15 protein-coding genes are annotated in these 14,000 nt (G+C 58.8%); 4 read left to right on the top strand and 11 right to left on the bottom strand.

Translation table 11 applies throughout. From position 1 onward, the window contains the following. The first annotated feature begins 58 nt into the window (after positions 1 to 58). The gene (locus B2344_RS15730) at positions 59 to 1,888 is read left to right on the top strand and encodes a PHA/PHB synthase family protein (protein ID WP_290482648.1); all 1,830 of its coding nucleotides are present in this window, start codon (positions 59 to 61) and stop codon (positions 1,886 to 1,888) included. A gap of 2 nt (positions 1,889 to 1,890) precedes the next feature. Here the strand turns inward: B2344_RS15730 and argC are convergent, their stop codons facing one another. From argC to rplM, 3 genes are all read right to left on the bottom strand, one after another. Beyond that, complete coding sequence (argC, locus tag B2344_RS15725; protein ID WP_290484017.1) at positions 1,891 to 2,838, bottom strand: N-acetyl-gamma-glutamyl-phosphate reductase; 948 nt, start codon at positions 2,836 to 2,838, stop codon at positions 1,891 to 1,893. Positions 2,839 to 2,925: 87 nt separating this feature from the next. Then, a complete protein-coding gene (rpsI, locus tag B2344_RS15720; protein WP_233347546.1) occupies positions 2,926 to 3,372 on the bottom strand; it encodes a 30S ribosomal protein S9 in 447 nt (148 codons plus the stop codon). Positions 3,373 to 3,416: 44 nt separating this feature from the next. Beyond that, entirely contained in the window at positions 3,417 to 3,881 is a 465-nt protein-coding gene (gene rplM / locus B2344_RS15715) for a 50S ribosomal protein L13 (RefSeq protein ID WP_034811561.1), read from the bottom strand. A 38-nt stretch (positions 3,882 to 3,919) separates the two neighbouring features. Here rplM and B2344_RS15710 point away from each other — a divergent pair, with 38 nt between their 5' ends. After that, on the top strand, positions 3,920 to 4,891 hold the full coding sequence (locus tag B2344_RS15710) for a hypothetical protein (RefSeq protein ID WP_290478715.1): 972 nt from the start codon (positions 3,920 to 3,922) through the stop codon (positions 4,889 to 4,891). Here the strand turns inward: B2344_RS15710 and B2344_RS15705 are convergent. Then, complete coding sequence (locus B2344_RS15705) at positions 4,869 to 5,915, bottom strand: COX15/CtaA family protein (RefSeq protein ID WP_290485573.1); 1,047 nt, start codon at positions 5,913 to 5,915, stop codon at positions 4,869 to 4,871. The genes B2344_RS15710 and B2344_RS15705 overlap by 23 nt on opposite strands. 73 nt (positions 5,916 to 5,988) lie before the next feature. On the opposite strand from B2344_RS15705, the gene B2344_RS15700 reads away from it, so the two are divergent. Then, complete coding sequence (locus B2344_RS15700) at positions 5,989 to 6,204, top strand: DUF2842 domain-containing protein (protein ID WP_206990786.1); 216 nt, start codon at positions 5,989 to 5,991, stop codon at positions 6,202 to 6,204. Here the strand turns inward: B2344_RS15700 and B2344_RS15695 are convergent. Together B2344_RS15695 and B2344_RS15690 are read right to left on the bottom strand one after the other, a co-directional pair. After that, positions 6,201 to 7,064, bottom strand: a complete 864-nt coding sequence (locus B2344_RS15695; RefSeq protein ID WP_290478717.1) for a phosphatidylserine decarboxylase — start codon at positions 7,062 to 7,064, stop codon at positions 6,201 to 6,203. The two genes, B2344_RS15700 and B2344_RS15695, sit on opposite strands and share 4 nt — an antisense overlap. Positions 7,065 to 7,079: 15 nt before the next feature. Next, positions 7,080 to 8,918 carry an ABCB family ABC transporter ATP-binding protein/permease gene (locus tag B2344_RS15690; RefSeq protein WP_290478718.1) on the bottom strand — a complete coding sequence of 613 codons (1,839 nt, stop codon included), beginning with the start codon at positions 8,916 to 8,918 and terminating at the stop codon, positions 7,080 to 7,082. Positions 8,919 to 9,072: 154 nt separating this feature from the next. Here B2344_RS15690 and B2344_RS15685 point away from each other — a divergent pair, with 154 nt between their 5' ends. Continuing rightward, entirely contained in the window at positions 9,073 to 9,636 is a 564-nt protein-coding gene (locus B2344_RS15685; RefSeq protein ID WP_206990789.1) for a TIGR00730 family Rossman fold protein, read from the top strand. Positions 9,637 to 9,653: 17 nt separating this feature from the next. On the opposite strand, the gene secF is transcribed toward B2344_RS15685, so the two are convergent. The 5 genes from secF to surE all read right to left on the bottom strand — a co-directional run. After that, positions 9,654 to 10,637, bottom strand: coding sequence for a protein translocase subunit SecF (gene secF, locus B2344_RS15680; RefSeq protein WP_290482855.1), 984 nt, complete (start codon positions 10,635 to 10,637; stop codon positions 9,654 to 9,656). A gap of 18 nt (positions 10,638 to 10,655) precedes the next feature. Then, positions 10,656 to 12,263: a protein translocase subunit SecD gene (gene secD, locus B2344_RS15675; RefSeq protein ID WP_206990791.1), complete on the bottom strand. Its 1,608-nt coding sequence runs from the start codon at positions 12,261 to 12,263 to the stop codon at positions 10,656 to 10,658. A gap of 48 nt (positions 12,264 to 12,311) precedes the next feature. Next, a complete protein-coding gene (yajC, locus tag B2344_RS15670) occupies positions 12,312 to 12,683 on the bottom strand; it encodes a preprotein translocase subunit YajC (protein ID WP_051607524.1) in 372 nt (123 codons plus the stop codon). Between the two features lie 94 nt (positions 12,684 to 12,777). Continuing rightward, complete coding sequence (locus B2344_RS15665; protein WP_290485572.1) at positions 12,778 to 13,431, bottom strand: protein-L-isoaspartate(D-aspartate) O-methyltransferase; 654 nt, start codon at positions 13,429 to 13,431, stop codon at positions 12,778 to 12,780. Next, a partial coding sequence (gene surE / locus B2344_RS15660; protein ID WP_290485571.1) for a 5'/3'-nucleotidase SurE occupies positions 13,419 to 14,000 on the bottom strand: 582 nt, incomplete at its 5' end. The genes surE and B2344_RS15665, both read right to left, overlap by 13 nt.

Genomic DNA, 14,000 nt, shown 5'->3' with positions numbered 1-14,000 from the left:
AATCACAATTATTCCGTAGAATAGTTAGAGGCGGCTAAACAAGGCGATATTGGGACGAATGGTCGACCGCAAGAACAATAAAGACAGCCAGCCACTGCTCGCCGAGATTCTCGCCCAGCAAAACCCCATGCAAATGCAGTCCCTGCTGACCACGCTGGCGCTGGCCAATACAGAATCTCACGCCCTGTTGCTAGATGTCCTGTCAGGATCCGGGCCACTCGGCACTGTGACGAATGGCGACCCTATGGGTGTGGGCGAAGCTTTCCAAGCCGTGGGCCAAGGCTTCGCGAAGAACCCCGTTGCATTGATGAACGCCAACATGCAACTCATGCAGGGTTGGATGGAGCTGTGGCAGGAAATGGCACTGGAAGGCATGACCGGCGCCGCCAATGCGGTCCGGGACAAACGTTTTTCCGACCCTGAATGGGATCGCAATCCCGGCTTCAAATTTATCCGCAAAGCCTATGACCTCAATGCCAAATGGCTGATGGGCCTGGCCGATCATGTGAAGGACGACCTGCCGGACAATATTCACTTGCGCGCAAAATTCTTCAGCCAGCAATTGGCCGACAGTCTCGCGCCGACCAATCATCTCGGCAGCAATCCGCAGGCCCTGCGCACCTTCTTCGAAAGTGGCGGTGAGAGCGTGCTGGCAGGCATCCGGATGGCTCGCGACGATGTAAAAAGGGGCAATGGCAAACTCTACATCACCCAAACTGACGAGACGCCGTTCAAACTCGGCGAGAACATCGCGACGGCGCCCGGTGAAGTTGTTTTCAGGAATGATTTGATCGAACTGATCCAGTACAAACCAACTGGCGAGCAGACCCATGCGCGTCCGTTGCTGATCTTCCCGCCCTGGATCAACAAATTCTACATCCTCGATTTGCGCGATGAAAACTCGATGATCCGCTGGCTGCTAGACAAGGGCCTGTCAGTCTTTGTCGTCTCGTGGCGCTCGGCCGACGAAGTGACCCGCGACTACACGTGGAACGACTATGTGAAGAATGGCATCTATGCCGCCGTCGAAGCCACGCTTCAGGCGACTGGGCAGAAGGGCCTCAATACAGTCGGGTATTGTATCGGGGGCACCCTACTCTCTTCAGCCCTCGGCCACATGGCTGCCAGCGGCGACGACCGTATCAAGTCAGCCACCTTCTTTGCATCCCAGTCCGATTTCAGCCTAGCCGGAGACCTGAAAGTCTTCACCGACGATAATGGCCGCGCCTATATCGACTCCATCATCGAGGAACATGACGGCATCATGCCTGGAACGATGATGTACGAAACCTTCAACTGGCTACGCCCGATTGATCTGGTCTGGCGCTACGTCATTGACCAGTACATGCTGGGCAAGGAGCCGCGGCCGTTCGATTTGCTGTATTGGAACGCTGACCAGACCAATATTCCGGGCAAGGTACACCGCAGATACCTCAAGGACTGTTACGCAGAGAACAAGCTCGCACGCGGCAAGTTCAAGGTGCTCGGCGAAACAGTGGACCTGCAAAAGGTCGATATCCCGATCATGGTGCAGGCCAGCCGCGACGATCACATCTGCCCCATGGAAAGTGTCTACCGCACCGCCAAGGTATTTGGCGGCAAGACCAATTTCATCCTCGCCGCCTCAGGCCACATCGCCGGCGTAGTGAACCACCCGGATTCCGGAAAATACTGCCATTGGACCAATAATGGCGCGCTGCCAGAAACTGGCGCGGAATGGCTCGAAGGTGCGGAGGAGCATGCAGGCTCCTGGTGGCCGACCTGGTGGGACTGGCTACGGCCGAAGTCCGGTCGCAAAGTCATTGCGAAGCAGCCAAAGGACATGGGCCTCGGCGCTGCGCCGGGCACTTATGCCAGAGTTCGTCTTGAGGATATCAGGCTCAAGTAAGCTCAAGCCGTCAATCCGGCATCCTCGTCCAGCCCCAACGCAATATTGAGGTTCTGAACCGCCGCGCCAGAAGCGCCCTTACCGAGATTGTCAAAACGCGCCACAAGTCGCGCCTCGTCATCCGTGCCGAAGACAAACAGATCGATCCGATTGGTTCCGTTGCAGGCCTCTGGCTCAACACCCTTCAAGGCATCGCAGTCTGCGAGGGAGGCCACACTTACAAATCGCTCGCCTTGATAGGCTGAGGTCAGTGCCGCGTGAATTTGCGCACGGCGTGGCTTACCCGGAATGGCCCAGAGCGGCAGGCCGATTTCAACGATCATACCCTGCGCATAACGCCCCACTGACGGCATGAAGACGGGAGCGTGCTCGAGCCGGGAATACTTCTTCATCTCAGGGGGATGCTTGTGCTTCTGTCCCATCGCATAGATGCGGTGATTGTCTTCAGAATACGTTTCGGACGCCTCATCCTCGAACTCAGCGATCATGGCCTTGCCGCCGCCGGTATAGCCCGACACAGCAGAGACCACGATGGGCCAAGAGGTTGGCACCAGCCATTTTGAGACCAGCGGACGCAACAGCGCAATCACACCTGTGGGATAGCAGCCTGGATTGGAGATCCGCCGGGACGCCTGGATCGCGGCGCGCTGCCCCTTGTCCATTTCCGGAAATCCGTAAGTCCATCCACTCGCAACCCGGTGCGCTGTAGATGCGTCGATGATCACCGTGTTCGGACTGTTCACGAGGGACACCCCAAGACGCGCTGCATCATCGGGCAAACAGAGGATGACCGCGTCGGATGCATCCATCAGGCGCGCACGCTCGATATTGTCCTTGCGCTTGTCCGGATCAATGGAAATCAGCTCAAGGTCCGTGCGAGCCCGCAGTCGCTCGGCAATCTGAAGGCCGGTCGTTCCGGCTTCGCCATCAATGAATACTTTGGGCAGCATAATCTGTGTGTTCCCGATTCCGGACAAAACAAAACGGGCGCTCCGTTTCCGAAGCGCCCGCCTGAATAATGATATTCGGTGTGCGGCCTAGCGCTTCGAGAACTGGAAGCTGCGGCGTGCTTTCGCACGACCATACTTCTTGCGTTCGACAACGCGTGGGTCGCGGGTCATGAAGCCGAATGGCTTCAGCACGGCGCGCAGGCCTGGCTCGTAGTTGACGAGGGCACGCGACAGGCCGTGACGCACAGCGCCTGCCTGACCGGAAAGGCCGGAGCCCTTCACAGTTGCAATGATGTCAAACTCGCCTTCGCGGCCAGCTTCGACCAGTGGCTGAGCAATTACCATGCGCAGCACAGGGCGCGCGAAGTACTGTTCCTGATCGCGACCATTGATCGTGATCTTGCCAGTGCCGGGCTTGATCCAGACGCGGGCGACGGCCTCTTTGCGGCGACCGGTGCCGTAAGCACGGCCCTGAGCGTCGATCTTCGGCTCGATTGGAGCAGCCGGAGCTTCAGCTTCGGTTGCGCCGGACATGGCGCCAAGATCCTGGAGGGAGTTTGCAGTGTCAGTCATGTTGATCAGGCCGCCTTGATGTTCTTGCGGTTCATGGCTTTGAAGTCGACAGTGTCGGGCTTCTGGGCCTCGTGTGGGTGCTCCGCGCCGCCATACACGTGCAGTTTCGAGAACTGCTTGCGGGCCAGCGGGCTTTCTTTTGGCATCATCCGCTTCACGGCAAGTTCAAGCGCGCGCTCAGGGAAACGACCATTGAGGATTTTTTCCGGCGTCGTGGACTTGATGCCGCCCGGATAACCGGTGTGGCGATAGTACACTTTGTCCGTCATCTTGCGACCGGTGAATTTCACCTTGTCAGCATTGATAATGACGACGTGATCGCCCGTATCGATGTGAGGTGTAAAGTCAGCACGGTGCTTGCCGCGCAGGCGCTTGGCGACATATGAAGCAAGGCGTCCGACGACGACATCGGTCGCGTCGATCACGACCCAGTTGTGCTCTACGTTGGCTGGTGCGTTATAGGTTTTCATCGCTCTACTAAGAGCCTCTCGCTTTCGGAGTTCATGGAATGCAATTCAAGCGCTGGCGTTTAAGCGCCACTTCCCCGGTTGTCAACGCAGGGCTTGGCCTCGCCCTGCTTTTTACAGCAGTTGGATGCTCGAAGAAAGCCGAAGCCCCCGAAGTACCGGCTTCTGCCTCTGAAATCGCTGCTGGTGTGGAGCTTCCCGCTGTATGGTCCACGCGCCCACTGGAAGGCAAAGTGAACGCTGTGGCGCTCTCCGGAGGCCTCGGAGGCCTGCTGGCAGTCGCCTATGAGCGCGGCGGCCTGCAATTGTTCAATATGAATGGCGAAATTCTGGGGGAACCTGCCAACTTCAGGCTCACTGACCTCGCCAGCGGCCAGAGCGCCACGCTTGGCGGCAGTACGGTGACCATATTCCCGGGAATCACCCGCGAGGGCCAGCTGAAAGCATATCTTTACGGCGAAGGCCTCCTCGCCCCGGCTCAGGTCGACCTGCCCGTTCCAAATACGAGCTCCATTGCCGGCGTTTGCTCCGGTCCGATGCGGGCAGCCGGTATCATGCGAGTGGCTTACTGGACCTCGACCAATGATCGCGTACTTCAGACCGGCATCGTGCGGGAAGAGAATGGCGAGTTTTCCTGGGATGCCAGCGAATCGACCTTCACAGATTTTGGGATCAGGTCCTGCGCCTATACGAGCGACACACTGGTTGCCTCCCCGCGTGCGAAAAGCGCAGCGTCGCTCACACGTGGCGATTTTGATGCCCTGCTCTCCATCGAAGACGGCAGTGGGCTTCAGGTCTCAACAGATTTGGGCATGACCAACACCGAAATCACCGTTCGGGATGGCATTACCGTTATTGCGCCAGATGCACCGGATGCGATGGCCGCCATGGGCACGATGATGAGTGGTGGATATCCAGGCGGTGTGATTGTCATCGCGGGCGAAACCGCCCCGGACCAGCATCAGGCCGTATTCGTCGATCCAAGCCCCCTTACGCTGGACGATTCTCGCTAGACGTCCCACGCGATTGCCAGACAAGACGCACTGCCATCAGCGTAACGATTACGCCAAGACCCTGATGAACCAGAGCCAGGTTCATCGGGGCGGCGTGCACAAGCGTGAGAATTCCCCACACTGCCTGTAGGGTCACGAGCACAGCCAGCCAACGAAATTCCTGTCGCAGTGGCGTGCTCCGGAACGCCCAGGCGGATGCCAATGATCCGGCCCAGATGGCATAGGCCAGAATGCGGTGATTGAATTGCGTTGCAGCGCGCCCCTCAAACAGGCTGCGCGCACCGAGGCCTTCTTCCACATAGTGTGACGGAAAGAACTCTCCCGCCATCAACGGCCAATCATTGTAGGACCGGCCCGCATCAAGGCCGGCAACCAAGGCGCCGGCAGCCATCTGGATGAAAATCGTGACCAGAAGTATTACGGCAATGCTTCGGGTGAGCCCAGCTACCGCCGGTCGGCGCTTTTCGCCAAGATCGTGCCAGAGCCAAGTGACGTAGGCGATAATCAACAGCGCAAGTGTGAAATGGGTCATCAACCGATAAGGCGCGACGTCCACGCGCGTGGTCTCGCCAATGCCGCTGGCCACCATCCACCAGCCTATGGCGCCCTGCAGACCACCGAGTCCGATCAATGCGATCAGATGCCAAGTGAGATGTTTGGTCAGCCAACCGCGAACGGTAAAGACCGCAAAACCCGCAACAGCCACCAAGCCGATCATGCGCCCAAAAAAGCGATGCCCCCACTCCCACCAGAATATTTTCTGGAACTCCGCCATGGACATGCCCTGATTGACGAACTGGTATTCAGCGGTTTGCTGGTATTTCGCGAACTCGGTTTGCCACGCACCTTCTGAGAGCGGCGGCAACGCACCACTGACCGGATTCCATTCAGTGATGGAAAGGCCGGAATCCGTCAGGCGTGTGGCACCACCAATCAGGATCATGGCATAGACCATCAGACCGACAAGGATCAGCCAGCGGCGGATCCAGGTAGCGGAGGGGCTGACTTTTGACGTTTCGCTCATGCGAGATACATGATCCAAGCAGACGCCCGCGCAAGAGGCGGCAAAGTCGCATGTGCAGTTGAGAGACATACCCATGAGCTATCCGACCAGGAAAATCGTCGCGAGCCTGATCCTGCTGGCCTTCATGGTCTGCTGGATTATCATGGTCGGCTCAGTCGGTCCGATTGTCTCAGGTTGGCCGAAATGGGCTGAAATGCTGTTCTACGTATTCGCAGGAATCGGTTGGATCATCCCGTTCAAGCCGATCTTCGCGTGGATGAATCGCGATGCGCCAAAGCAGGAAGACTAGTCTTCAGGTTTGTTCTTGGTGGCTTCCTTCAACCGCGCCAGCATAACAGCGGGATCGTCAGGTGTATCTGCCTCGTCGGGCTCCGGATAATCGTCCTCCTCGACCGATTCATCCTCCGTCACGCCTAATGGCAATTCACCTGCCTCTCCCGACATCGTTTCGAAAGAGCCTTCGTCGCGATCGGATTCCAGACGGCCCAGCACGGTTTCCCCCCCGATCAATGTCTGGCCAGGCCAAATCAACTGGCCGGCTTTGGCCGGAACATACACATCGCACCAGCCGCCCAGCCGTCGTTTTCCGAACACGCGTCCAAGTCGCATGATATCGCCCGATTCAGCTTCCAATTCCTGACGTGGGCCAAGACCGCCTGTCGCGATGCGCACACCTACCTGCTGTGCACGGCTTTCAAACAACAGGTATGAAATCGCCAATCCGTCTGCATCTGGGCGCATGGCAAATGGGACAGTTTGTTCGCCGTCTTCCGTAATGAGGCTTTCCAGACTGCCAGCAATCGGTGCGTAGAGTCGGTTCGTTGTGGCCGGCGACGAAGATATCCGGATGCGTGTGGTTTCCGCGCCGGCCATGCGCAATTCGCCCGGCGGATCGGCTGGGGTCACTGATACCACCACCCCGTCGCACGGCGCCACAATGCCGCTGGCAAGATCTGGCGCGGTTCGCTTGGCCCAGCGCGCCGCCATCAAGGCAGCGATCATCCCGGCAAACCCAACCCAGAAGAGTGGGTCCCAGACCCAACTTAGCAACAGGCCGACCAGAAGGGAGGCCAACGCAGCCGCAACGCCCTCCCAATCGAGCCCGCCGGTCATCCAGGGCGTCGTCTTCCGTTCGAGGTCTTCGGTCATGCCCGCCAGCCTTTTCTATTCCGCAGCGAGCGCGATCTCCGCGCTCTTGGCCTGTCTTTCCCACATATCAGCATATTTGCCGCCTTTTGCCAGCAGGTCTGCATGTGTGCCGCGCTCAATCACTCGCCCGGCATCGAGAACGATGATCTCGTCAGCAGATTTCACAGTAGACAGGCGGTGGGCGACCATCAATGTCGTACGCCCCTCGGCGGCATCCTCAAGCGCGTCTTGCACGGCCTCTTCCGTCGCACTGTCCAGCGCTGACGTGGCCTCGTCCAGCACGAGGATGGACGGATCGGCCAGAATCACGCGGGCAATTCCCACGCGCTGCTTCTCACCCCCAGACAGTTTCAAGCCTCGCTCGCCAACGCGTGTTTTCCAGCCATCGGGCAGCGATTCGATGAAATCGAGTAATTGCGCCCGGCGCGCAGCATCCCGCAGCTCCTCGTCGCTGGCATCGGGACGAGCGTAAGCGATGTTGGACCGGATCGTGTCATTGAACAGAACAACGTCCTGAGGCACGAGCCCAAGCGCCTTGCGCAGGGATTCCTGTGTCAGCGATCTCACATCATGCCCATCGACCAACACGCTGCCCTGATCGACATCGTAGAAGCGGAACAGGAGCTTAAGCAGCGTCGACTTTCCCGCCCCAGATGTGCCGACAAACGCAACCTTGCGGCCGGGCAGCAAGTCAAAACTGACATCCTGCACGCCAACTGCACGGCCTTCATGATTGAAACCCACATTGCGGAATTCGACATGCCCAGTCGGCTTCGACAATGGCATCGCATCTGGCGCATCCGCCACTTCGGTTTTCATGGCGAGCAGCCCGTAGAGCTTTTCGAGGTCCACCGCGCCTTGCTTGATCTCGCGCCAGGCCCAACCGAGAATATTCAGCGGCGCATAGAGTGACAGCAGCATCAGCATGACGGCCGTCAGGTCGCCGACCAACATGGTTCCCTGAATGACATTCCAGGCCGACAGGACGAGCACCGCCAACAAGCCTGCATTCATTACCACCGCTTGCGTTGCGTTCAGGACGTACATGGACCGGACAGCATCGACATACCGATGATTGTAATTGCGCATCGCGTCGTTGAACCGGCCGGTTTCGCGGCGTTCTGCAGCGAAAGCCTTCACGGTTTCGAAATTGGTCAGAATGTCGACAGAGGTCGCTCGGAAATGCGTGTCGGCTTCATTCATTCGGCGGCGCTGGCGCACGCGCCATTCGGTGATGATTACCGTGGCGATGACATAGATGATGATCGTGAAGACCGCGATCAGGGACAGGCGGTAATCATAAGCGACGCCGAGCGCGATGGAGGCGAGCACCAGCCGCACGAAGGTCGGCCCTATATTGAAGGCGAGGAAGCGAATCAAATAGTCGATGGCACTGGCACCGCGCTCGATGACCCGATTGAGTGCGCCGGTCCGCCGAGTCTGGTGAAAGTTCAGAGAAAGAGACTGCGCATGCCCGAAAGCGTCCACGCTGGCGACGCGTTGTGCGTCCTGACTGACGGGAGAAAACAGCCAGTCGCGCACCTGCGGCATGGCCGCAGCAAGAAAGCGGACACCAATCCCGACCGCGAGCCAATATGCGGCCGCGCCGAAGGCCGCCGCCTCGCCACCTTCCGGAACAGCGCGGTTGATCGCGTGTCCCAGCAGCAAGGGCGAAATCACTTCCAACACCGAAGCAGCGAGTGTGATCAAGATTGCGATCACCATGATTGGCCGCCATTTCGACAGTTCCGGCCGCGCGAGCAGCTTCAGGATTCGCAGAATGGAGGCGCCGATCCCGCCATCAGCGCTTTCGATCTTGTCATGGTCAGCGGCGGCAGCGTGAGGATTCGTCATCGCCCGCATATGGGAACAAAATGACAGATCAGCAAACCCTGCATGTTGCGCCGAACAGCGAAACGTCCTGAAATTGTCACTGGTCGAGGAATACGAGGCCCCATATAGGGCAACGGCACGCCTCGCTGAGGCAAGTTTGAAAGGCGAACCCCGCATGACGAATATCAAATCCATCTGCGTTTATTGCGGCGCGTCCGACGATGTTCAGCCGGGCTATATCAAGCTGGCCGAAGAATTGGGCCGCGAACTGGCCAAACGCGATATCCGCCTCGTCTATGGCGGCGGCGGCGTTGGCCTGATGGGGGCGTGCGCGCGATCAGCCCACGAATCCGCGGGCGATGTGCTTGGCATCATGCCACGCTTCCTGCTCAACAAGGAACGCATCTACGAGGATGTTGAGCATCGCATCGTCAACGACATGCACACTCGTAAACAGATGATGTTTGATGAGTCTGATGCCTTCATCGTTTTGCCAGGCGGTATCGGAACGCTGGAAGAGGCCGTCGAAATCTTGTCCTGGGCACGCCTCGGCCTGCATGCCAAGCCAATGGCCTTCCTCGACGAAGACGGATTCTGGTCGCCCTTCTTCGAACTGATGGAACACATCATCGACGGCAAGTTCACACCGGAAGGCTTCCGTGCATCACTGGTTCACAGCGATACGCCACAACAAGCCATCGACGCGCTGATGGACAAGGTTATCGTCCTGGACAATTAGGCCGGGGACAGGCGCGTTCAGCCCTGAAAGCCTGGAACATCCTCAATCGGTTTCTTGTTGAGATCCATGCCCAACGCCAGAACGATGGTCGAGGCGATGAAGATGGACGAGTACGTCCCGATAAATACGCCCCAGATCAACGCGAAGCTCATGCCGCGCAGGACTGGACCGCCCAGAAAGAAGATCGCCATCAAAGCCAACAGGGTCGTGCCAGAGGTGAGCAAGGTCCGGGATAGCGTGCCATTCAGCGCAAGGTCGATAACCTCCTTGTCGGCCATCTTCTTATACTTGCGCTTCTCTTCACGCACCCGGTCAAACACAACGACCGTGTCGTTCATCGAGTAACCAATGATTGTCAGCAGGGCCGCAATAGTGGTCAGGTTGAATTCCATCTGAAGGAACGCAAACACGCCGAGCGTGATGATCACGTCATGTGCGAGCGCCGCCACGGCGCCGACCGAGAACTGCCACTCGAACCGGAACCAGATGTAGACCAGCATCAGTGCAAGGGCTGCAATCAGCGCCGTGATCCCATCCCTAAACAATTCCTGCGAAACCTTGGGGCCCACCGAGTCGTTGCGGAGTATCTGCTCGTCAGTTATGCCCAGCGCCTCTTTCAGCGTTTCTGTCACCAGTTCGTTGGTCGCGCCCGTTGCGCGTTCGGCCTGGTCGGTGGCAGACAGCGCCTGAAATTCTTCCCCGAGAATGGACGCATCTGCTTCGCCGTATTTCACGACCACGATACTGCGAGCATCGGTGCCGACCGCGCTGTTCACATCGGCGTTGAGTGGCATCGCCTGACGCACACCTTCCACAGTTATTGTGTCCGTCTGCTCCAGCTCCATCACTGTTCCACCGGCAAAGTCGACACCGAAGTTGAGACCCCGCGTCGCGAGGAAGAAGATGGAAGATGCAATCAGCACCGCTGAGACAACTGCGCCAATCAGGCGAAGGTTCATGAAGCTCAGATTGGTCTTTTGGGGCCAGTATTTGAGTAGCATATCGTATCTCCTCCGGGCCTAGACCGCGAGCTTCTTGGGACGGAAGGTTTTCAACCACATGACCGTGAACCAGCGGGTCACGACAAAGGCGGTGAACACCGATGTGACAATACCGATGGCCAACGTCACGGCGAAGCCTTTCACCGGTCCTGAACCGAGCAGGTAGAGAATGATGGCGGCGATCAGGGTTGTAACGTTCGCATCGAGAATGGTCGAAAAGGCACGTTCATACCCGGCCTGAACGGCCGTGAGGGGAGAGCGCCCATTGCGTTGTTCTTCGCGGATACGTTCAAACACGAGCACGTTGGCGTCGACCGCCATACCGATGGTCAGGATGATGCCTGCGATACCCGGCAGGGTCAGCGTAGCGCCGAGCCCAGAGAGCGCCCCAAGAATCAGAACGATGTTCGCCGCAAGCGAGCCAACGGCAAAACCTCCCATCAGGCCATAAGCAATGATCATGAAGATCGCCACAAGCGCGAGGCCGATCATGGATGCACGTGTACCGGCGCGAATGGAGTCATGCCCCAGCGTGGCGCTGACCGTGCGCTGATCCAGGAATTGGACCTTGGCTGGCATTTCACCGGCCTCGATGATCGCGGCAAGGTCCTGGGCCTCTTCCTGCGTGAAATCACCCGTGATGCGAACATTGCCGCCAGGGATCGGTTCATTGATGCGCGGCGCTGACATGATCACATCATCCAGAACAATCGCAAAAAGCTTGCCGGAATTGTTGCGGGTCGTGTCGTAGAATTTCCGGGCGCCATTGCTGTTGAGGCGGAACGTAATCTGTGGCCGGTTACCTTCGTCAAAACCTTGCGCTGCGTTGGCAATATCTGCGCCGGTCACTTCCGGAATGTTCCGCACGAGCAGCGCCCCGGTCGTCGGCCCTTCCAGCAAGCGATAGCCCGCGCGCGCCACGCCTGCCTGCGCCGAGGTGATCGCGGATGGGCTGTCATCAACAAGATTGAACGTCATCTTGCCGTCACGGCTGAGCAAATCCTTCAAGCGTTGCGGATCGGGCTCGCCTGGCGCCTCAAGAATGATCCGGTCATTGCCCTGCGGCGTGATCGAGATTTCGGAAACACCGTCGGGATCGACGCGGCGACGAACGATGGTCATCGTCTTGCCCAGCGCGTCTTTCATCAACGCTTCTTCTGATGCGGCGGGAACCGTGACGAGAATCCGGTCTGTGCCGAGTTGTTCGATTTCGTACGTCTTCGCGCCGCCAATCGCGCCTTCCACATTGCCGTTCAGCTTGCGCATACGACGGAGCGCCTCGTCCATCGGGAAGTTGCCTTCGGCGTCAGGACGCGTCAGCGTTATCTCCAGCTGGCGCCCCTTCACGTCTGGCAGATGGCCAATACGCTCGGACGGCGTCACATTGGTAAACGCGCTGCGCACATCACCGGCAAACACTTCCAGACGGTTGGCAATCACCTCGTCTGGATTGATTTCCATCATCAGGTAGACGCCGCCCTGAAGGTCTAGGCCGAGATTAACGCCCTTTTTGGGCATGAAACCCGGCGCATCATCCATGTTCACGACATTCGGCAGCGCCATGACGACACCCCATGCCAGTGTCAGAAGAACAAGCGCGACCTTCCAAGGTGGAAACTGAAGCATGCGGAATTCCTTGTCATGCGAAGGGCCGCAAGCGGGCCCTGCAGGCCCTTAATCGTTGGCGGCGACCGGCTGGTTCTTGCCACGAACGTCGATCACCATCTGCTTGATGATCTGGACGCGAACGCCTTCGGCCAGTTCGACCGTGACTTCCTCGTCGCCCGCCTTGGTCACCTTGCCGACGATGCCGCCGGACGTGACGATCGTATCGCCCTTCTTGATGTTCTCGATCAGGGCCTTGTGCTTCTTCGCGCGCTGTTGCTGCGGGCGGATCAGCAGGAAGTAGAAGATCAGGATCAGCGGCAGGAACAGTAGCACCTGGCTCATGATGCTCGGACCCGACGCGCTTGGCGCGGCCTGCGCCAAGGCCGGCAGTGTTACAATGGCGGCGCCTGCGGTCAGCGTGGCAAGTCTGGTCAGCATTTGGTTCTCTCCCATAGACCCCTGAAAATGTGTTGCTCCTATAGCTGTGGGCAGTTGCATTGGCAAACAAGCCCTGCAGATGAAACCACTGCAACTATAGCGCCTGGGAACATCCCGGCACCATAGGCGCCAACTCATGCGACAGGCTGAACCATTCAGTCGTGCCGTCGCGCGCCACGCGCGCAATCTGCTGGCGCCCTTCGTGTTGCATCGGCGTGATCACCAATCCGCCGGGCTTGAGCTGGTCGAACAGAGCCTGGGGGATCGCATCCACTAGCCCCGTGATGAGGACGCGGTCATATGGCCCGCGTTCAGCCCAGCCGAGCAGGCCAGCGCCGTAGCGCACCGCAAGATTGTCGAGGCCAAGGCTCACAATCCGTTGGCGCGCATGATCGGTCAGCTTGTTGTACCGCTCGACGCCAAACACATCCGCGGCAAGCTGACCGGCCAATGCGGCGATATATCCAGACCCCATGCCAATCACCAGAAGACGCGCCTTGCGCTCGCGGCCGAGGCCCAGCGCCTGAAGCAATTGCCCGGTCGCCGCCGGGCGCGGGATTGTCTGGCCGCACGGGATGGGCACCACGCAGTCAGCAAAGGCAAGGTCTTTCAGGGCGGCATCATCGACAAAGGCTCCCCGGTCGACCGTTTCCATCGCTCTCAGCACGCCATCATCCGTGACCCCCTCCTGACGCAAGCGCAGGACAAGTCGGGCGGCACGGAATGGATCGGTGATCAGGTCTTCCATAGCTCCCGCAGCGTCCGGAGGAATACTTCATGCGTCAAGTCCACATGAAGCGGGGAGATGGAGACATAGCCATCATAGATCGCCCGCAAATCGGTGCCAGCATCCGGTTTGGAGAGTTTGCCCTTGTACCCGATCCAGTAATAATCATTGCCGCGCAGGTCTTCGCGGCGGTCGGTATGGATGATCGATTCGTCGCGAAAGCCCTGACGGGTGATCTGGATGCCCTTAACCTCATCGGGCTCAACATCCGGGAAGTTCACATTCATCACCGCATCGCCAGGCCAACCATGCTCGATCAGCGGCTTGATCGCCTTGCTGCCCCAGGCCCGGGCGGTGTCCCAAGGCAGGGAGCCGCGCTCGCGGAAGCTCTGCGACTGGCTGAGGGCGATGGACGGAATGCCGAGCTGCATGCCGAACAGCGCCGCGGCGATCGTTCCGGAGAAGCTCGTATCCTCGGCAATGTTCTGGCCGCGATTGACGCCGGACAGCACAAGGTCCGGCTTCTCTGGCATCAGATTGTGCGTCGCCAGCAGCACGCAGTCGGACGGCGTGCCCGCCACGGCCCAGGC

The organism is Hyphomonas sp. UBA3195, from assembly GCF_002366485.1.
Classification (GTDB): domain Bacteria; phylum Pseudomonadota; class Alphaproteobacteria; order Caulobacterales; family Hyphomonadaceae; genus Hyphomonas.
This window is presented reverse-complemented; position numbering and strand designations above follow the sequence as displayed.